This window comes from Bradyrhizobium sp. USDA 4473, from assembly GCF_054063335.1.
The window spans coordinates 3,755,469-3,775,225 of record NZ_JBSSGE010000001.1 but is presented as its reverse complement, the minus strand read 5'-3'; the positions used below and the strand labels follow the sequence as shown (position 1 = coordinate 3,775,225).

The following is a 19,757-nucleotide window of genomic DNA, read 5'->3' as shown; positions in this document are numbered from 1 at the left end:
GGGTAGGACCACAGGTGTAACCGGAGCAATCCGGCTTTCCCTGCGCGATGGCTTACGGCTTATACGTGCTCTCCCCGGCGAGACTGGGCTTTGTTGTCACCGTCTTCGCAACGCGCGTTCGCGCAATCGGAAGAGACACCTACCACTAGGGCGTCAGGCCTGCACGACTTCGCCGTCCGCCTCATGCGCGTTCGTCAACTGCGCAATCGGCGTCCACCGCATCTCGACCCGCGTTCGTGACGACCGCGAAGCGCCCCTCGATCGGGCGAGACTGGAAATTCATACACCGAATTGTGCTTCGGATAAAGCGAAATATTTTCGCGAACGGTGATTGACAGGTTTTGCTGAGTTGCCCGTCGTGTCGAATGGGCAACACTATCGGGCGAACACCGCTGCGTGGTGAGAACTCCGCCGCTGCGCTATAGTGAGGGGCCCTGGTCAACGATGGATTGGAGCATTGCGGAATGATTACCTGTTACCTGCGCTATGAGGTCAGGCTGGGCAAACTCGCCGAGTTCGAAGCTTACGCTGCCATGTGGCTCGAGCTGCTGCCGCGGTTTGGCGGCATCCATCACGGCTACTTCCTGCCATCAGAAGGCGCAAGCGACGTCGCGTTGGCGATGTTCAGCTTTCCGAGCTTCGCCGCCTACGAGCAGTATCGAAAGGATTCCGCCGCCGATCCCGACGTTCAGAAGGCGATTGCCTTCGCAAAGGAGACCGGCTGCTTCACGCGCTATGATCGGTCGTTCTTCCGGCCGTTGTTTCCGAAGGCGGCTTGAGGTCTGAGACCTGCCGCGCGATCAGTCGCCCCGATCGACCGCGTTGCTCTATCACCTCGCGATGTCCATCGCCTACACCCCGAGCTTGTCCCGCACCCGCCCGGTGAGCACCGCGGCGGTGACGCCGACCCGCCAGAACGCGTGCATCGGCATCGGCTTGATGCCGGTCACCGGCATGTCGATCTCGGCCTTCGGCCCGCCGATCAGGCGGCGGGCGAGTTGCGCGCCCATTGCGGTCGAGAGCGCGACACCGCGGCCGTTGCAGCCAAGCGAGATCAGGAGATTCTCCGCCGGCTCGTGCACATGCGGATAATGATCGGGGGTGATGGCGAGGCGGCTGTTCCAGCCGTGGGTCCAGCTCATGCCCTTGAGCTGCGGCCACAGCCGCTCGGCGTAGCGGATCAGATAGGCGACGTCGGTCGGCTTGCTGATCCAGCGCATCGGACCGCGGCCGCCCATCAATAGCCGGTTGTGCTGGTCGATGCGGTAGTACACCGTGATGTGGCCGCTCTCGTAGAGCACCGGGCGGCCCGGCATGATCGCGCGCGCGATCTCCTCGGGCAGCGGCGCAGTCGCTGCGATCGACGAGAACACCGGCACGATGCTGCGGCGAAGCGCCGGCCAGAGATCATCGGTAAAGCCGTTGGTCGCGAGCAGCACCTTGTCGGCGTGCACGACGGCGCGCGGGGTCTCGATCCGCCAGCGGCCGCCGTCACGGCGCAGCCGCAGCGCCGGCGTCTCGCCATGGACGGCAACGCCCGCCCCGATCGCGGCGCGCGCCAGGCCCCGGGCGTAGCTCAGCGGATGCAGATCGCCGCCGCGGGCATCGAGCATCGCGCAGAGATAGCGATCGCTGCCGGTCATTGCGCGCAGCTCGGCGGCGTCGAGCAGCTTCACCGGCATGCCGCGCCGGATGCACTGCTGCGCCGTCGTCGCGATCGCGGCCGCGCTGGCCTCGTTGTAGGCGGCGCGCAGCGTACCGTTCTGCCGCGCCTCGCACGGAATCTGGTAGCGGCGGATCAGGTCATGCGTGAAGTTCGTGGTGCCGTAGGAGAATTCGATCATGCGGCGGCCGAGATCGGCGCCGAAATCCTCTTCGATCCGGTCGGGGTCGTGCTTCAGCCCGGGATTGGTCTGCCCGCCATTGTTGCCGGAGGCGCCCCAGCCCGGCTCCTGCGCTTCCAGCACGGTGGCGAGCACGCCCTGCTCGGCGAGATGCAGCGCAGTCGACAGACCGGTGAAGCCGCCGCCGACGATCGCGACCGGCACGTTCTTGTCCGACACCAGCGGTGGTGTCGGCGTCGCCTCCACCGCGGTGTCGGCGTAAAGGCTCGGCGGGAGAGGAAGGCGGGTGGAAGCGTTCATTGCAGGAGACCGGATCACAACGGATGCAGCACGCGGCGCAGGAAATCCTGGGTGCGCGGGTGCTGCGGTTGGTTGAGGACGGATTTGGCGGCGCCCTGCTCGACGATGACGCCGCCGTCGATGAACAGCACGCGGTCGGCGACGTCGCGGGCAAAACCCATCTCGTGGGTGACGACGACCATGGTCATGCCGTCGTCGGCGAGCTTGCGCATCACCGACAGCACCTCGCCGACCAGCTCGGGATCCAGCGCGGAGGTCGGCTCGTCGAACAGGATCGCTTTCGGCTGCATCGCCAGCGCCCGCGCGATCGCGACGCGCTGCTGCTGGCCGCCGGAGAGTTTTGGCGGATGCACCTCGGCCTTGTCGGCGAGGCCGACCTGCGCGAGCAGCGCGCGGCCGCGCGCGATCGCCTGCTCGCGCGGCTCCTTCTTCACATAGAGCGGCCCTTCGATGACGTTCTCGAGCGCGGTGCGATGCGGAAACAGGTTGAAGCGCTGGAACACCATCGAGACCTGGGTGCGGATCGCTACGATCGAGCGGTCGTTGCTGTCGACGCGCGCGCCCTCGACGCTGATCTCGCCGCGGTCGTAGCTCTCGAGCCCGTTGATGCAGCGCAGGATGGTCGACTTGCCGGAGCCGGACGGGCCGATGATGCAGACCACCTCGCTCCTGGCGACCGAAGCGGTGATGCCCTTCAGCACCTCGACCTTGCCAAAGCTCTTGTGGACGTCGTTGAGGTCGATCATTTGCGGTTCGCCTTATTCTCGAAGTGCCGAACCAGCAGGATGAGCGGGATGCTCATGGTAAGATACATCAGCGCCACCAGCGTGAACACGCTGGTGTTCTTGAAGGTCGAGGAGGCGATCAGCTTGCCCTGCAATGCGAGCTCGGCGACCGTGATGGTCGAGGCCTGCGAGGAATCCTTCAGCATCATGATCATGATGTTGCCGTAGGGCGGCAGGATGATCCGCACCGCCTGCGGCAGCACCACGCGGCGCATCGTGAGCCACCAGCCCATCCCGATGGTCTGCGCCGCCTCGATCTGGCCCTTGTCGATCGCCTCGATGCCGGCGCGGAAATTTTCCGCCTGATAGGCCGAATAGGCGATGCCGAGCCCGATGATCGCAGCCTGCAACGCCGACAGCGCAATGCCGAAATCCGGCATCACGAAATAGATGTAGAACAGCAGCACGATGATCGGGATGCCGCGGATCACATTGATCAGCGCGGCGCTGAGGCCAACGAAAACGCGGATGCCGGACACCCGCATCAGCGCCCACACCAAGCCGAGCACGGTCGACAGCAGCAGCGAGCCGACGGTGACGACGATGGTCAGCCAGACACCCTGCAACAGGATCGGCACGAACTCGACGGCGTCATGGAAGAATTTTTGCATCGGCTCTACGTATCTGTTCCGTCACCGGCTGAATATTCCGTCGCCCTGAGGAGCGCGCAGCGCGTCTCGAAGGGTCGACGGCCACCGGCCGGGCCGTGCATCCTTCGAGACGCGGCGAAGACGCCGCTCCTCAGGATGAGCGGTCATTGACCTTGCGTAGCCCGGCAGGTTCAGTCGCGCACGCTCACGACGCGCCGCCCTTCTGGCCCCATTTCTCCAGGATCTTCGCGATCGTGCCGTTGGCCTTCAGCTTCGCCAGCGATGCGTTGATCTTGGCGAGCAGTTCGGTGTCGCTCTTGCGCACGCCGATCGCGACGGTACCGACGGTGACCGGCTTGTAGCCGTCGACCAGCCGGACGTCGGCGAAATTGCCCTGCTGCAGATTGTAGGCGAGGATCGGATAATCGGCGAAGCCCGCCTTGAGGCGGCCGGCATTCACATCGCGCAGGATGTCGGGAATGGTGTCGTAGACCTTGACCTCGCTGAACAGCCCGGTCTTCTTCAGCGCGTCGACGAACGCAGTGCCGACCTGGGCGCCGACCACCGTGCCCTTCAGATCCTCCTGCGAGGCGTAAGCCTTGGTGTCGGACTTCGGCACCACGAGGCCCTCGCCATAGGTGTAGACCGGCTCGGAGAAGTCGATCACCTCCTTGCGCGCGGCGGTGGCGAACATCGCGGCGGCGATGATGTCGATCTTGTTCGATGTCAGCGAAGGGATCAGCGCGGAGAACTGCATCGGCTCGATCTGCACGGTAAAGCCGGCATCCTTGCCGATCTCGGTGGCGAGATCGACCATGATGCCCTGGATCGAGTTGGTCTTGGTGTCGAGGAAGGTGAAGGGGATGCCGGTCGGCGTCGATCCGACCTTGAGCACCTGCTGCGCCGGCGACGGCGCGCTCACGGCAAGGGCAAGCGCCGCGACCGCGGCCTGGACGAAACGCTGAAAGGACATCGCACCACCTCCCGAGATCGGCCCCGGTGCCGCTGCGCCCGCTGTGTCAGCGCTTTGGGTTGCGGGCGACGCCGTTCCGGCCTATTTTCACCAATATGAAATTGTGGTCACGAAACCGCGGCCAATGCAAGCGGTTTTCATGCACATGAAGGAAGCGGACTGACGTGAGCGGCAGCAGGAGATTGCGCAAAGGCGCGGCAGCGAAGCCCGTGACAGCCCGCCGCACGGCCAAAAAGCCCGTCAAGAAGCTGGACAAGAAGCCGGCCGAGCCCGCGATGGATCTCGCGGTCGGCCGCCGGATCCGCGACCTGCGCCGCGACAAGGCAATGTCGCTGGAGGCGGTCGCCGCGCGCACCGAGCTGTCGATCGGCTTCGTCAGCCAGATCGAGCGCGGTCTGTCGTCGCCGTCGCTGCGCGTGCTGGCGACGCTCGCCGACGTGCTCGGCGTCGGCATCGCCGCGCTGTTCGGCGCTACGCCGAAAGACGGTGGCGCCGGCGGCGTCGTGACCCGCGAGGTGCAGCGCGCCGAGCTGAAGCTGTGGCGCACCGGCATTTCAAAGCAGCTGCTGAGCCCCGCCGGCAGCGAGAGCCGGCTCAATCTGTTCCTGGTGCATCTCGACCCCGGCGGCAACACCGGCGACGAGTTCTACACCCATGACGGCGAGGAAGCCGGCCTCGTGCTTCAGGGCGAGATGACGCTGACGGTCGACACCGAGACCTGGACGCTGAAGCAAGGCGACAGTTTTAGATTTGCCAGCCGGCGGCCGCATCGCTTCTCCAATCCGGCGCGCGATGCCAAGGCCGTGGTGCTGTGGGTGAATTGCGTGACGGCGGCGGGGTAAGGCCCCACGTCGTCCCGGCGAAGGCTATCCCACGTCGTCCCGGCCTAGTGCGCAATTGCGCACTAGGCCGGGACGACACCTGTTATTGCGGAGCCCTCACGTCACGCCGCATCACCTCAACCCCATCACGACGTCCTCGATCTTGATCGGGAAATTGCGCACGCGGATGCCGGTGGCGTGGAACACGGCGTTGGCGACGGCGCCGGCGCTGCCGGTGATGCCGATCTCGCCGACGCCCTTGATGCCGAGCGGATTGACGTGCGGATCGTGCTCGTCGACCGTGATGACCTCCATCGGCGGCACGTCGACATTCACGGGCACATGATACTCGGCGAGGTTGGCATTGAGGATGCGCCCCGAACGATGGTCCATCACCGCCTCCTCGTGCAGCGCAAAGGAGAGGCCCCAGATCATGCCGCCGCGGAGCTGGCTCGAGACCATCAGCGGATTGATGATGCGGCCGGCGGCGAACGCACCGACCAGCCGGGTGGCGCGGATCTGGCCGAGCTCGGGATCGACCTTGACCTCGGCGAACACCGCGCCATGCGCGTGCATCGCATATTGCGATTGCGCGGCAGGATCGGCCGCGCCGGTGCCGGAGGCCTCGACCTCGGCGACGCCGGCGCGCGCCAGGATCTCGGCATAGCTCTCGCTGCGTGCATCGTCGTCGCGTCGGTGCAGCCGCCCGGCCCGCGCCACCACGCCGGCATTGCCGGCGCCGAACAGCGGCGAGCGCTGGTCCGAGGTCGCAAGCTCGGCGAGTTTTGCGATCACGGCCGCACCGGCATTGTGGATCGCGGCGCCGACCGTTGCGGTATGCGCCGAACCCCCGGCGATGCCGGCATCCGGCAGATCGGAGGTGCCCGAGCGGAACGATATCTGATCGAGATCGAGCGCGAGCGCATCGGCCGAGATCTGCGCCAGTGCGGTCCAGGCGCCCTGCCCCATGTCATGCGCGCCGCTCTCCATCACGCCGCGCCCGTCGGCGCGGATCACGGCGCGGGCATTGCCCTGGAACATCAGCGCCGGGAATGTCGCGGTGCCCATGCCCCAGCCGACCAGAAAGCCGTTGTCGTCGCGCATCTGCCTGGGTTGCAGCGGACGTCCCGCCCAGCCGAAACGTTCGGCCGCTCTCGCGTAGCACTGGCGCAGCGCCTTGGAGGAGAACGGCTTGCCGGTGGTCGGCTCGACCTCGGCGTAGTTCTTCAGCCGGAATTCCAAGGGATCGATGCCGCAGGCGAACGCCGCCTCGTCGATCGCGCTTTCCAGCACGATCGATCCGGTGGCCTCGCCCGGGGCGCGCATGAACAGCGGCGTGCCGGTGTCGACGCGCACCGCTTCATGCGCGGTGCGGATCGCAGGGCTGGCATAGAGCGTGTGCGAGGCGTCGGCGGCGGGCTCGTAGAAATCGTCGAAGCTCGACGTCGTGATGCGCGCCTCGTGATCGATCGCGGTCAAGAGGCCTGCATCGTCGCTGCCGATCCGGATGCGCTGCCTCGTCGCCGAACGATGGCCGACCGGGCCATACATCTGGCTTCGCCGCAGCACCAGCTTGACCGGACGCCCGACCAGCTTCGCCGCCATGACGCCGAGCACCTGCGGCCCGGAGACCAGCCCCTTGGAGCCGAAGCCGCCGCCGAGGAACGGGCTGTTGATGTGGATGTTGCCGGGCGGAATTCCGAACAGCCCGGCGATCCGCATCTGCGCCATCGCCATGCCCTGGCTCGGCGTGTCCAGGAACAGGCGGTCGCCGTCCCACACCGCGACGATCGCGTGCGGCTCCATCGCGTTGTGATATTGCGCCGGCGTCTGGTAGGTCGCATCGATCCGTTTCGAGGCCGCGGCGAAGCCCGCATCGATGTCGCCGTGGCGGACTTCGGCGGGATTGCCGATCCCGACCACCGGCGGCACATAGGCCTCGGTGGCGTCGAGGCCGACGCGTGCGATCTCGACCTGGTAGCGCGGCGACAGCAGCGCCGCGCCTTCGGTGGCGGCCTCCAGCGTCTCGGCGATCACCACCGCGATCGCCTGGTTGGCGTAGCGCACCTCGTCGCTCTGCAGCAGTTCCATGCGGAACGCGAACGGGTTGCCCTTGGCGTCCGGGTCTTCAGCAAGTTCCGGCTTGTGCGCCGGCGTCATCACGTCGATCACGCCGGGATGGCGCTTGGCGGCGGCGACATCGAGCGATTTGACGCGGCCACGCGCGATGCAGCTGGTCGCGATCACGGCATAGACCATGCCGGGCGGATGATTGTCCGCGGCATAACGCGCCTTGCCCGTCACCTTCAGCACGCCTTCGGTGCGGGTCAGCGGCTGGCCGATGTTCGAGCCGTGCCTGAGATGGGCGGGGTCGCGGGTCAGATTGAGTTCAACCGTCATGCGTTACGCTCCTGCAACGGATGAGAAGGGAGAGCCCGGCAGCGCGGCAATGCGGTCCGGCGTGCCTGCGGCGGCAAGGGTGAGCGCGCGCACGACGATACGTTGCGCGAGCTCGATCTTGAAGGCGTTGTCGCCGGACGGTTTTGCCTCCGACAACGCGGCGCGCGCCGCCTCGCGGCAAGCCGCGGCATCGGGCGCAACGCCTGCGAGCACCTGTTCGGCCTCCCGCGAACGCCACGGTTTTGCGGCGACGCCGCCGAGCGCCAGTCGCGCCTCGCGGATCCGGCCGTCCTCGATGCGCAAGCTAGCTGCGGCCGAGACCACGGCGAAGGCATAGGACGTGCGCTCGCGGACCTTGATGTAGCGCGCATGCGCGGCGAAGCTGTTCGCATCGGCCGGCAGCCGCAGCGCGACGATCAAATCGCCCTGCTCCAGCGCGGTCTCGCGCTCCGGCGCATCGCCGGGCAGACGATGCAGCGCCTCCAGCGGCAGCTCGCGCCGGCCGCCCTTGCCCTCGATCTCGACGATCGCATCGAGCGCCACCAGCGGCACGCAGAAATCCGACGGGTGGGTCGCGATGCAGCCCTCGCTCCAGCCGAGCACCGCGTGCAGGCGGTTCTCGCCCTGCAGCGCGTCGCAGCCGGCGCCCGGCCAGCGCCGGTTGCAGGCGCTGCCGGCGTCGTAGAAATAGGCGCAGCGCGTCCGCTGCATCAGGTTGCCGCCGACGGTGGCGGCGTTGCGCAGCTGGGCGGATGCACCTGACAGCAGCGCCTCGGCGACCGCCGGATAGTTGCGCGCGAACTCCGCGTCATGCGCGAGATCGGCGTTGCGCACCAGCGCGCCGATGCGAAGCGAACCGTCGGCGAGACGTTCGATGCGATCGAGCCCGGGCAGATGCGTGACGTCGACCAGGCGGCTCGGCCGGCTGACGCCGCCCTTCATCAGGTCGAGCAGATTGGTGCCGGAGGCGAGATAGCTCGCGCCCTTTTCGGAAGCCGCCGCGATCGCGTCCGCGACATTGGCGGGCCTGACATAATCGAAGTTCATCATGCGGAGCGCCTCTGCCTGCTGGCGGTCATGTTGGATTGGGCCTCGAGCACGGCTTCGGTGATGCCCTGATAGGCGCCGCAGCGGCAGAGATTGCCGCTCATGCATTCGCGCACCCGCTCCGGGTCGGAGCCCGCCTGTCCCTCCTGGATCAGGCCGATGCCGCTCATGATCTGGCCCGGGGTGCAGAAGCCGCACTGGAAGCCGTCATGGGCGATGAAGGCGGCCTGCACCGGATGCAGCTCGCCGCCGCGCGCGACGCCTTCGATCGTGGTGATCTCGGCGCCGTCATGGCTGACGGCAAGCGCGAGGCAGGAATTGATGCGGCGGCCGTCGACCAGGATGGTGCAGGCGCCGCACTGGCCGCGGTCGCATCCCTTCTTGGTTCCGGTGAGGTCGAGCCGCTCGCGCAGCAGGTCCAGCAGCGTGACGCGGGGGTCGTCGAGGACCATTTCCCGACGGACGCCGTTGATGGTGAGACTGAGTGGGAGATTCATGCAAGGCGCTCCGATCCGTGTATGGTCGGGTTGAACCGAGGCAGCGCGAACCCGTGGCCGCCGATCCATGGGTCGGCGCGCCTTGTCAGGCCCGGTGCTGGTCGCCATATACGGAGGCATCCTCCGTTTACAAGGGAGGGGAAAAGAAAAAGGATGGCCGGCTCGTCACCAGAAATTGTCCGCAAGCCGCGCGCCGATGCGGTGCGCAATCGCGAGCGCGTGCTGGAAGCCGCCAAGGCCGTGTTCTCGGCCGGCGGCAGCGAGGCGAGCCTGGAGGCCGTGGCGCGCCATGCCGGCGTTGGCATCGGCACGCTGTATCGCCACTTCCCGACCCGCGAGGCGCTGTATGAGGCGGTCTATCGCCGCGAGGTCGAGCAGCTCGGCGATCTGGCCGAGCAATTGCAGAACGCCCCCGAGCCGGTCGCGGCGCTGCGGCGCTGGCTGCGCGCCAATGTGGAATTCGTCGCCACCAAGAAGGGCATGGTCTCGGCGCTTGCGCTGGTCGCGGCCGGCTCGACCGAGCTGCACGCCTATTCGTTCGATCGCCTGACCAAGGCGATCGGCACCCTGCTCGCGCGCGCGGTCGCAGCCGGCGCGATCCGCGACGACATCAGCGCCGAGGACGTACTGCGCGCGCTGATCGGCATGTGCTACATGCACGACCAGCCGGGCTGGCAGACAAACGCGCTCAGGCTCCTGGATGTGTTCGTGGACGGCTTGCGGGTGCAGCCGGCAGCGAAAGCGGCAGCGGCAAGGCCTGCGAAGAAGGCAGAACGAAAAGCCCCGCGCAAAGCGCGATGACATGAAGTTCAATCGTCATCGCGCTTCAGCTCCTTGTTGGGCATGATCTTTTCGGAAAACCGCTTCGCACTTTTCCGGATCATGCCTGAGGCGGGGCTCTCGCGATCACCGCGGATTGGTCCGCGTTCCGCTGTTGTTGCCCGGCAAGTTCGACGTCCCGGTGCCGGTCGCGGAGTTGTTATTCGGATCGGTCGAGTAATTCGGCGTCGAAGTGTTCGGGCTGTTCATGTTGCCGGTGGTGCTGCCGGGCGGATTGCTCATTCCCGAGCCCGTTCCCATGCCGGTGGTGCCGCCGGTGCCCGAAGAGCCGGTGCCGGTTCCTGTGCCCGAACTTCCCGTTCCCGCGCCCGCACCCGCGCCGCCGGCCGATCCGCCTCCTGAGCCACCACCGCCCTGCGCAAAGGCGAGTGACGTTGATAGCATCATTGCCGCCGCCAACCCGATCGTTGCCAGTTTCTTCATGTGAACTCCTTTCCTGGTTCGAATCGGAGCAACGGGTTCCGCGAGGCCATCGTTCCTAGGCGGTCGGACGCGCGTCCGGCTCCCATGGGACGAGGAACATGACCGGGCTCTCGGCGGCCAGCGCGAGACTGCGTTGGATGAGGCAGAAGAAAGTGTACTTGGCAACACCGCCGGACCAACCAGCTTCTGTAACTATATCGTAATCAGATATATCTTGTGCAACTGCACGGATTCCGACGATTGAACGAAGGTCGAATGGGCCATTTGACGTTTCCATTCGCGCGCCGTCCCTGAGAATGATTATGCTGGCGAAAAACAGGTAGACGCGAAGCTCGGCTCCGCGATCTGCCGATCGGCCATGGCGAGGAAAACGCGCGTTCGCGCTCGAGCTTTCGAGGACGACTCCCGGCATTCGGGAAAAGATGCGCCTGCCGTTCATTTGGATTGCAGAAATGAACGAGAGCATCTCATCTCCGTTTATCCGCTACCCGATCGGCACGTCGCTGCTGATGGCCGGCATTCTGTTCGTCGGCATGGTGGCCTATCCGCTGCTGCCGGTCGCGCCGCTGCCGCAGGTCGACTTTCCGACCATCCAGATCTCCGCGAGCTTGCCCGGCGCCAGCCCTGAAACCATGGCGTCTTCCGTCGCGCAGCCGCTGGAGCGGCAGTTCGCGCAGATTCCAGGCATTGCGCAGATGACCTCGACGAGCTCGCTCGGCTCGACCGCGGTGACCATTCAGTTCGACCTGAACCGCAACATCGACGGCGCCGCTAACGACATCCAGGCCGCGATCAATGCCGCAGGCGGCCAGCTGCCGAAGAACCTGCCCTCGCCGCCGACCTATCGCAAGGTCAATCCGGCGGACTCGCCGATCCTGCTGTTGTCGGCGACCTCGGACACCTTGCCGCTGATCAAGGTGAGCGATGCGGTCGACGCCCAGCTCGGCCAGCAGATCAGCCAGATCTCGGGCGTCGCCCAGGTGTTCATCGGCGGGCAGCAGAAGCCCGCCATCCGCGTGCAGATCGATCCCGCCAAGCTGGTCGCCAAGGGGCTTTCGCTGGAAGACATCCGCAGCCAGATCGCGATCACGACGGTCGACAGTCCGAAGGGCAACATCGACGGCACGACACGCGCCTACACGGTCTACGCCAATGATCAGCTCACGGAGGCCAAGGACTGGAATGATGTCATCGTCGCCTACCGCAACGGCGGCCCGTTGCGGATTCGCGACATCGGCCAAGCCGTCGCCGGGCCGGAAGACATGAAGCAGGCCGCCTGGGCTGACGGCAAACGCGGCGTGTTCCTGGTCATCTTCAAGCAGCCCGGCGCCAATGTCATCGGCACGGTCGACCGGATCAAGGCGCAACTTCCGAGGCTGATCGCCGCGATCCCGCCGGCCATCAAGATCAAGATCATCAGCGATCGGACACTGACCATCCGTGCCGCGGTGGAGGACGTGCAGATCACGCTGCTGATCACCATCGTTCTGGTCGTGATGGTGATCTTCATCTTCCTGCGCAGCTTCTGGGCCACGGTGATTCCCGCCGTCACCGTGCCGCTCGCGCTGCTCGGCGCCTGCGCGCTGATGTGGGTGTTCGGCTATACGCTCGACAACCTGTCGCTGATGGCGCTGACGATTGCGGTCGGATTCGTGGTGGACGACGCCATCGTCATGCTGGAAAACATCACGCGATATGTCGAGCAGGGCATGCGGCCGCTCGCCGCGGCATTCCAGGGCGCCGGCGAGATCGGGTTCACGATCCTGTCGATCAGCATCTCATTGGTCGCGGTGCTGATCCCGCTGCTGTTGATGGGCGGCGTGATCGGCCGCCTGTTCCGCGAGTTCGCGGTGACGCTCGCGATGGCGATCTTCGTTTCACTGGTGGTGTCGCTGACGCTGACGCCGATGATGGCATCGCGCTTCCTGCGTGCGCATGGCGAAGCCAGGCACGGCCGGCTCTACCAATGGAGCGAGGCGGCATTCGACCGGATGCTGCGTGGCTATGAACGCGGGCTCGACCTGGCGCTGCGCTGGAGCCGGACCACGCTGTGCATCTTCTTCGCGACGGTCGCAGTGTCGGTCTACTTGTTCGTGATCATCCCCAAGGGCTTCTTCCCGCAACAGGACAACGGCTTCCTGAACGCCGTCTCGGAGATGGCCCAGGACATCTCGTTTGCCGACATGAAGCAGCATCAGGAGGAGCTCAGCAGGATCGTCCGGGCCGATCCCGCGGTCGAGAGCATGGCTGAGTTCATCGGCGGCGGCGGCACCGCGCTGAACTCGGGCCGCATGTACATCACGCTGAAACCGCACGAAGAGCGCAACGCCAACGCGCAGCAGATCATCGCGCGGCTGCGGCCGAAGCTCGAAGCGGTCGAGGGCGCGCGCCTCTATATGCAGGCGTCGCAGGATGTCCGGCTCGGCGGCCGCGCCACGCGGACGCAATTCGAATACACGCTGCAGGACGCCAACCTCGCCGAGCTGAACGAATGGGCGCCCAAGATCCTGGCAAAAATGAAGACCCTGCCCGAACTGCGCGACGTCGCCACCGACCAGCAGACCGAGGGCACGACGGTGACGATGACCATCGATCGCGACACCGCGTCGCGTTTCGGCATCCAGCCGCAATTGATCGACGACACGCTATACGACGCGTTCGGCCAGCGCCAGGTGGCCCAATACTTCACTCAGCTCAACAGCTACCATGTCATCCTGGAGATCCTCCCCGAACTGCAGGGCAAGCTCGACACGCTCAACAAGCTCTACATCAAGTCACCGACGACGGGCGACGAAGTGCCGCTCTCCGTGTTCGCCAAGTGGACGACGGTTCCGGTGCGCCCGCTCGCGATCGCCCATCAAGGGCAGTTTCCTGCGACCACGATCAGCTTCAATCTCGGGGAAGGCGTCGCGCTCGGCCAGGCGACCGATGCCATTCAGAACGCCGTCGCCGATCTCGGCGCCCCGGCCACGCTCAGTTCAAGCTTCCAGGGCACCGCGCAGGCCTTCCAGCAATCGCTGAGTTCGGTGCCGCTCTTGATCGTGGCCGCACTGGTCGTGGTCTATCTGATCCTCGGCATTCTCTACGAAAGCTATATCCATCCGCTCACGATCCTGTCCACGCTCCCATCGGCCGGGGTCGGTGCTCTGGCGATCCTGATGGCGTTCGGATTCGACTTCAGCCTGATCGCCCTGATCGGCATCATCCTCCTGATCGGGATCGTGAAGAAGAACGGCATCATGATGGTCGACTTCGCGATCGCCGCCGAACGCGAGGAGCATCTGTCGCCGCAGGAATCGATCCGCAAGGCGGCGCTGCTGCGCTTCCGCCCGATCATGATGACGACGATGGCAGCCCTGCTCGGCGGCGTCCCGCTGATGCTGGGCACCGGAACGGGATCGGAAATCCGCCAGCCGCTCGGCTATGCGATGGTCGGCGGCCTGCTCGTGAGCCAGGCACTCACCCTGTTCACCACGCCGGTCGTGTACCTCTATCTCGACCGGCTCTCGAACGCGCTGTCGAACTGGACGGCGAAAAGAACCGACCGCGACGAAGAACCGCCGACGATCAGGAACGCTGCCGAATGACGACTGACGAAGCCATCAACGCGCGCGATAGATATCCGGCCGGAGGATCTCCATGAAACGCGACGGGTTGCCGATCGGCTCGAACCCGAACTGGCTGTACAATCCATGGGCGTCCGAGGTCAGCAGCAGGAAGCGACGCAGGCCCTGCAGGTCCTGATGCTCGACGACGCTGCGCATCAGCCGCTTCGACAGGCCCTTGCCGCGATGGGCTTCGAGGACAAACACGTCGGCGAGCAATGCGAAGGTGGCCTTGTCGGTGACGACACGCGCAAAGCCGACCTGCGCCGTGCCCTGATAGACGCCGAAGCAGAGCGAATTTGCGATCGCGCGCGCCACGGTCGATTTCGGAATGCCCTGCGACCAATAGCTCTCCTGCGCCAGGAAGCTGTGAATGAGCTCGAAGTCGAGGCGCTTTGGATCGGCTGATATCTCGTAGTCGGCAAGCATCTGCGGCATCGGCATTCGCACTTTCCTCTGATCGAGCCACCGTAGCCCGCATGAGCCAACGGGGCGCGCGTTCGCGCAAGCCGTTGGCTCATCCGGGCTACGTTTGATCGAGCCGTTACCCGAACCTGACATCGTAGCGTCTGATCGACAGGTCCTTGGTGTCGATCTCGGGCGTCTTCCCGGAGAGCATGTCGGCCAGCACCCGGCCCGAGCCGCAGGCCATGGTCCAGCCGAGCGTGCCGTGGCCGGTGTTGAGATGCAGATTGGCGTAGCGCGTCGCGCCGATCACCGGCGGGCCGTCCGGCGTCATCGGGCGGAGGCCGCACCAGAACGTCGCCTTGGCGAGATCGCCGCCGCGCGGAAACAGGTCGGTCAGCGAATGATCCAACGTCGCGCGCCGCGCTGCATAGAGCTTGGTCGAATAGCCTGAGATCTCGGCGGTGCCGCCGACGCGGATGCGATCGCCGAGCCGCGTGATCGCGACCTTGTAGCTCTCGTCCATCACGGTCGATTCCGGCGCGCCGGACGCGTCCTTGATCGGTACCGTGATCGAATAGCCTTTCACCGGATAGACCGGCAACGAGATGCCGAGCGGCCGCACCAGATGCGGCGAGTAGCTGCCGAGCGCCAGCACATAGGCGTCCGCGGTCATCACGCCGGCGCTGGTCGCAACGCCGGTGATGCGGGTTGCGTCGGCGTTCAATCCGTCGATGCCGACATTGAAGTTGAAGCGCACGCCGAGCTTCTCGGCTTCCAGCGCCAGGGCCTGCGTGAACATGTGGCAGTCGCCGGTCTCGTCATGCGGCAGGCGCAAGCCGCCGGCGAACTTCTGCTTGACGCCGGCGAGCGCCGGCTCGGCTCTGATGCAGCCCTCGCGGTCGAGCACCTCGAACGGCACGCCGTACTGCTTCAGCACCGCGATGTCGTCGCCGGTGCCATCGAGCTGCGATTGATAACGAAACAGCTGCAACGTGCCCTGTGCGCGCTCGTCGTAGCGGATGCCGATCTCGCTGCGCAGCGCCTGCAGACAGTCGCGGCTGTATTCGGCGATCGGGATCATCCGGCTCTTGTTCACCGCGTAACGCTCCGTGGTGCAGTTGCGCAGCATCTTCAAGAGCCACAGCCACATCACGGGATCGAGCTTCGGGCGGATCACCAGCGGGCCGTGCTTCATCAACAGCCACTTCACCGCCTTCACCGGCACGCCGGGACCAGCCCAGGGCGACGAATAGCCCGGCGAGACCTCGCCGGCATTGGCGAAGGAGGTTTCAAGCGCGGGCTTCGGCTGGCGGTCGATCACCGTCACCTCATGGCCTGCACGCGCGAGATAATAGGCGGAGGTGACGCCGATCACGCCACTGCCGAGAACAAGGACCTTCACTTTTCTTCACATCCTGCAGCGAAAACGCAATCGCCGCTGCGAAACCACTCTGCTTCGCAACGGCGACAGCAATTTGTAGAGCTAGCTAGAAATCAGCTAGCAATTATCAGGCCACGCGCTTGATCGAGTCGCCGAGGATCGAGACGATGTCGTCGATATGCGACTTCTCGACGATCAAAGGCGGCGACAACGCCAGCGAGTCGCCGCTCATGCGGAAGTAAAGACCGCTGTTGAAGCAATCGACCATCACGTCATAGCCGCGCGCGCCGACGACGCCGTCACGCGGCGCGAGTTCGACCGCACCCATCAGGCCCTGGTTGCGGATGTCGACGACGTTCGGCAGGCCCTTCAGCGAATGCAGCGCATCGCGCCAGTAGTCGGCGATCGAAGCGCCGCGGGTCAGGAGACCCTCGTCCTTGTAGATGTCGAGCGTGGCGAGACCCGCCGCGCAGGCCACCGGATGCGCCGAATAGGTGTAGCCGTGGAACAGCTCCATGGCGTTGTCGGGGCCGACCATCAGGCCGTCATGGACCTGGCGGCTGGCGAACACCGCGCCGCACGGCACGGTGCCGTTGGTGATGCCCTTGGCGGTCGTCATCATGTCGGGCGTCACGCCGTAGAAATTGGCGGCGAACGGGGTGCCGAGACGGCCGAAGCCGGTGATGACCTCGTCGAAGATCAGGAGGATGCCGTGCTTGGTGCAGAGCTCGCGCAGGCGCTGCAGATAGCCCTTCGGCGCCGGCAGCACCGCGGTCGAGCCCGGCACGGGCTCGACGATGACGGCCGCGATGGTGTCGGCACCATGCAGCGCGACCATCCGCTCGACATCGTCGGCGAGCTCGGCGCCATGATCCGGCTGGTCCTTGGCGAAGGCGTTGCGGGCGAGATTATGGGTATGGCGGATGTGGTCGACACCGGGCAGATGGGTCGCGAACTGGCGGCGGTTGGCGACCATGCCGCCGACCGACATGCCGCCGAAGCCGACGCCGTGGTAGCCGCGCTCGCGGCCGATCAGGCGGGTGCGGGTCGGCTGGCCGGCGGCGCGGTGATAGGCCAGCGCGATCTTCAGCGCGGTGTCGACCGATTCAGAGCCCGAGTTCGTGAAGAAGATCCGGTCCAGCCCCTTCGGGGCGATCTCGGCGAGACGCTCGGCGAAATCGAACGCCAGCGGGTGGCCCATGTTGAACGAGGGGGCGAAGTCCAGCGTGGAGAGCTGCCGCTCGACCGCGGCCGCGATCTGCGGGCGACCATGACCGGCGTTGACGCACCACAGGCCGGCGGAGCCGTCGATCACCTGCCGGCCGTCGACCGAGGTGTAGTACATGCCCTTGGCGGACGAGAACAGCCGCGGCGCTTTCTTGAACTGCCGGTTGGCCGTGAAGGGCATCCAGAACGAGTCGGTCTTGATGGTGTTCGGAATTTGATGAACGGTCACGGCGGCGCTCCATTATGGGTTTCCATAGTCGGACCACGCTTCCCAGCACTCAACAAGTCCTTTTCTGCCGCAGTACAAGCCATTGATCTTGTTGAGGCGGTCTGCGACTATTTGTTCGATCCGCAACACCTGCAACAGCGGCTTGCCAAGGGAATTGTCATGAGCGTCGATATCGGCGGACGGCTGCGATTCATCCGCGCACGGCACAAGCTGTCGCAGCGCGAGCTCGCCAAGCGCTCCGGCGTCACCAATTCGACGATTTCGCTGATCGAATCCAACCAGATGAACCCGTCGGTCGGCGCGCTGAAGCGGATCCTCGACGGCATCCCGATGGGGCTCGCCGAATTCTTCGCGATCGAGCCGGAGCGGCCGCGCAAGGCGTTCTACCGCGCCGACGAGCTGACCGAGATCGGCAAGAAACCGATCTCCTACCTCCAGATCGGCGACAGCCTGTTCGGACGCGCATTGCAGATCCTGAAAGAGCGCTATGAGCCCGGCAGCGACACCGGGCGGGTGCCGCTGGTGCATGAGGGTGAGGAAGGCGGCATCGTGGTCTCGGGCCGGCTCGAGGTCACCGTCGACGACGAGCGGCGCGTGCTCAACGCCGGCGACGCCTATTATTTCGAGAGCCGCCGCCCGCACCGCTTCCGCTGCATCGGCGCGAAGCCGTGCGAGGTGATCTCGGCCTGCACGCCGCCGACATTTTGAACCCGGCGCGCACGGCCGGCGACCCAAGGCGCAGGGGCCGCATGGCGCGGCCCTGCGGATGACGTCGATGCCTTGTGGTTCACGGCTTGCGGCCGCCGTCGCGGCCATCGCGGTCCTTGCCTCCGGCCCGTCGGCTGCGATGGACGATGATCTGCGCGCCTCGAGCAGCGCACCGACCGCGATCAGGCTGTGCGGCAATAGCGGCGATGACCGGATCAAGACCGCCGACTGCAAGAAGGCCGGCTATGACAGGCTGGTGGCGCAGATCGACAAGGCGTTCGATGCGGCAATCGGCAAGTTGCCGGCCAATGTCAGGCCGCTGCTGAAGCGCGACCAGGCCTGGTTCAACGAGATGATCATCGACGCAGCGGAGGTGCTCACGGACGCCAACGAGGACGAGCTGAAGCAGGCATTTGCCGAGGCGTTGCGACGCCGGGCGGCAGCCCTCAACGGAATCGCATCCGGCCGGCCCGGCCTGTCAGGCACCTGGGTCAATGCCTTCGGCAGCATCACATTGACGCCGGCCGATAATGGCGCCTATCGCCTCGCCGCCGATCTGCGCGGCGATTATGGCGGCGACCGCAAGCGGAGCTGCAAGCTGACCGCCGCGCTGAAGCCGTCGGGGACTGGCTGGCTCGCCGGTCCCGCGGTGATCGAAGCCGACGCCTCCGCCGACAAGGCGAAGACCGACGCAACGGCCGCTCCAGCCAAGCCGCCGTCATTGAAACTGCGCCGCCAAGGCGAGACCCTGCGGATCGTCGGAAGCATCGATGACGAGGATTGGGACGGGCTCAACGACTGCTCTTCGATGTGGCAGATCACCGGCAGCTATTTCGCCGCCGGCAAGGACAACGCATTCGACAAGGCCGACACCGCCTTCGTCGCCCCGACCTTCGACTGCACCAGACCGGAGAGTGCGACCGACGAGGAAATCTGCGCCGACCCTGATCTCGCCGACAACGACCAGCGGCTGAACCGCGCCTGGAAGGCGCTGCAGCCGCGGCTCGACGACGCGACGCGGCGCGCGCTGATCGACGACCAGCGCAACTGGGTGAAGAGCCAGGGCGCGCAATATCCGGAATTCCTGCATCCAGCCTGGAATAAACAGAGCTCGCAGGTCCACTTCACCGTCGACGCACGCGATCACGTCAACGGCTTGCAGCGGGAGCGGCTGGCGCTGCTCGAGGACTTTGACGACAAGCGCAGCGGGCTTGACGGCATCTGGCTCGCCTACAACGCCATCATCAAGGTCTCCACCGACAAGGACGGCACGATGAAGGCGGTGGGATGGAAGTGGGACCAGGGCGACTGGAAGGCCGGCTGCGACTACGAGATGACGGGCAAGATGGTCGGCGGCGCCTTCCGCTCCGACGAGCAGCGCAAGAACCCCGACACGCTGGAGCGCGACCACGCCATGCTGATCGTCAACCGGCAGGACGACGCCTTCGCCAGGAAGCGCACCGGCAAGGACGGCACCGAGGACAGCGCCGACGAGGCAAAATGCAAGCGCCGGCTCGACAACTCCTCGACCGCACGGCTGTTTCCGGCCCGCCCCTCGCCCGACATCGACAATTTCAAGGGCTCGATCCGCTGACGCAGGCAGGCCAGCGCCCTGCCTGCGATCATCTCAACCGACGGAAACCAGCCTGTGATAGGGTGCGTATCTGCCGGTATCCGAG

General features: G+C 65.8%; 18 protein-coding genes. 6 read left to right on the top strand and 12 right to left on the bottom strand.

Annotated elements, in window-relative coordinates; genetic code table 11:
* Nucleotides 1-464: 464 nt before the first annotated feature.
* Nucleotides 465-779, top strand: a complete 315-nt coding sequence (locus tag ACVW17_RS17505; protein ID WP_456753034.1) for an NIPSNAP family protein — start codon at nt 465-467, stop codon at nt 777-779.
* A gap of 72 nt (nt 780-851) precedes the next feature.
* Here the strand turns inward: ACVW17_RS17505 and ACVW17_RS17500 are convergent, their stop codons facing one another.
* From ACVW17_RS17500 to ACVW17_RS17485, 4 genes are all read right to left on the bottom strand, one after another.
* A complete protein-coding gene (locus ACVW17_RS17500; RefSeq protein WP_456753033.1) occupies nt 852-2,144 on the bottom strand; it encodes an NAD(P)/FAD-dependent oxidoreductase in 1,293 nt (430 codons plus the stop codon).
* Nucleotides 2,145-2,158: 14 nt separating this feature from the next.
* Nucleotides 2,159-2,890, bottom strand: a complete 732-nt coding sequence (locus tag ACVW17_RS17495) for an amino acid ABC transporter ATP-binding protein (protein WP_456753032.1) — start codon at nt 2,888-2,890, stop codon at nt 2,159-2,161.
* Nucleotides 2,887-3,540 carry an amino acid ABC transporter permease gene (locus ACVW17_RS17490; protein ID WP_456753031.1) on the bottom strand — a complete coding sequence of 218 codons (654 nt, stop codon included), beginning with the start codon at nt 3,538-3,540 and terminating at the stop codon, nt 2,887-2,889. The genes ACVW17_RS17495 and ACVW17_RS17490 overlap by 4 nt, the downstream gene beginning before the upstream one ends.
* 184 nt (nt 3,541-3,724) lie before the next feature.
* Nucleotides 3,725-4,492 (bottom strand): ABC transporter substrate-binding protein, encoded by a 768-nt coding sequence (locus ACVW17_RS17485; protein ID WP_456753030.1) that lies wholly within the window; start codon nt 4,490-4,492, stop codon nt 3,725-3,727.
* A gap of 164 nt (nt 4,493-4,656) precedes the next feature.
* Between ACVW17_RS17485 and ACVW17_RS17480 the strand changes: the two genes are divergently transcribed.
* The gene (locus ACVW17_RS17480; RefSeq protein WP_456753029.1) at nt 4,657-5,334 is read left to right on the top strand and encodes a cupin domain-containing protein; all 678 of its coding nucleotides are present in this window, start codon (nt 4,657-4,659) and stop codon (nt 5,332-5,334) included.
* A gap of 111 nt (nt 5,335-5,445) precedes the next feature.
* Here ACVW17_RS17480 and ACVW17_RS17475 read toward each other — a convergent pair whose 3' ends face one another.
* From ACVW17_RS17475 to ACVW17_RS17465, 3 genes are read right to left on the bottom strand one after another with little or no spacing between them, the layout of a single operon-like run.
* Nucleotides 5,446-7,713: a xanthine dehydrogenase family protein molybdopterin-binding subunit gene (locus ACVW17_RS17475; RefSeq protein ID WP_456797711.1), complete on the bottom strand. Its 2,268-nt coding sequence runs from the start codon at nt 7,711-7,713 to the stop codon at nt 5,446-5,448.
* Between the two features lie 3 nt (nt 7,714-7,716).
* A complete protein-coding gene (locus ACVW17_RS17470; protein ID WP_456797710.1) occupies nt 7,717-8,763 on the bottom strand; it encodes an FAD binding domain-containing protein in 1,047 nt (348 codons plus the stop codon).
* Entirely contained in the window at nt 8,760-9,257 is a 498-nt protein-coding gene (locus ACVW17_RS17465; RefSeq protein WP_456797709.1) for a (2Fe-2S)-binding protein, read from the bottom strand. The genes ACVW17_RS17470 and ACVW17_RS17465 overlap by 4 nt, the downstream gene beginning before the upstream one ends.
* Nucleotides 9,258-9,410: 153 nt before the next feature.
* On the opposite strand from ACVW17_RS17465, the gene ACVW17_RS17460 reads away from it, so the two are divergent.
* Nucleotides 9,411-10,058, top strand: a complete 648-nt coding sequence (locus tag ACVW17_RS17460; RefSeq protein ID WP_456797708.1) for a TetR/AcrR family transcriptional regulator — start codon at nt 9,411-9,413, stop codon at nt 10,056-10,058.
* Between the two features lie 105 nt (nt 10,059-10,163).
* On the opposite strand, the gene ACVW17_RS17455 is transcribed toward ACVW17_RS17460, so the two are convergent.
* Nucleotides 10,164-10,520, bottom strand: a complete 357-nt coding sequence (locus ACVW17_RS17455) for a hypothetical protein (protein WP_456797707.1) — start codon at nt 10,518-10,520, stop codon at nt 10,164-10,166.
* Between the two features lie 55 nt (nt 10,521-10,575).
* A complete protein-coding gene (locus tag ACVW17_RS17450) occupies nt 10,576-10,986 on the bottom strand; it encodes a hypothetical protein (protein WP_456797706.1) in 411 nt (136 codons plus the stop codon).
* On the opposite strand from ACVW17_RS17450, the gene ACVW17_RS17445 reads away from it, so the two are divergent.
* Entirely contained in the window at nt 10,973-14,107 is a 3,135-nt protein-coding gene (locus ACVW17_RS17445; RefSeq protein ID WP_456797705.1) for a multidrug efflux RND transporter permease subunit, read from the top strand. The genes ACVW17_RS17450 and ACVW17_RS17445 overlap by 14 nt on opposite strands.
* 15 nt (nt 14,108-14,122) lie before the next feature.
* Here ACVW17_RS17445 and ACVW17_RS17440 read toward each other — a convergent pair whose 3' ends face one another.
* From ACVW17_RS17440 to ACVW17_RS17430, 3 genes are all read right to left on the bottom strand, one after another.
* Nucleotides 14,123-14,569: a GNAT family N-acetyltransferase gene (locus ACVW17_RS17440; RefSeq protein WP_456797704.1), complete on the bottom strand. Its 447-nt coding sequence runs from the start codon at nt 14,567-14,569 to the stop codon at nt 14,123-14,125.
* A 100-nt stretch (nt 14,570-14,669) separates the two neighbouring features.
* Nucleotides 14,670-15,935: a D-amino acid dehydrogenase gene (locus ACVW17_RS17435; protein ID WP_456797703.1), complete on the bottom strand. Its 1,266-nt coding sequence runs from the start codon at nt 15,933-15,935 to the stop codon at nt 14,670-14,672.
* 106 nt (nt 15,936-16,041) lie between these two features.
* Complete coding sequence (locus ACVW17_RS17430) at nt 16,042-17,370, bottom strand: aminotransferase class III-fold pyridoxal phosphate-dependent enzyme (protein WP_456797702.1); 1,329 nt, start codon at nt 17,368-17,370, stop codon at nt 16,042-16,044.
* A 159-nt stretch (nt 17,371-17,529) separates the two neighbouring features.
* On the opposite strand from ACVW17_RS17430, the gene ACVW17_RS17425 reads away from it, so the two are divergent.
* Nucleotides 17,530-18,078 (top strand): cupin domain-containing protein, encoded by a 549-nt coding sequence (locus ACVW17_RS17425; RefSeq protein ID WP_018273259.1) that lies wholly within the window; start codon nt 17,530-17,532, stop codon nt 18,076-18,078.
* Between the two features lie 67 nt (nt 18,079-18,145).
* A complete protein-coding gene (locus tag ACVW17_RS17420) occupies nt 18,146-19,672 on the top strand; it encodes a lysozyme inhibitor LprI family protein (RefSeq protein ID WP_456797701.1) in 1,527 nt (508 codons plus the stop codon).
* Nucleotides 19,673-19,757 lie beyond the last annotated feature (85 nt).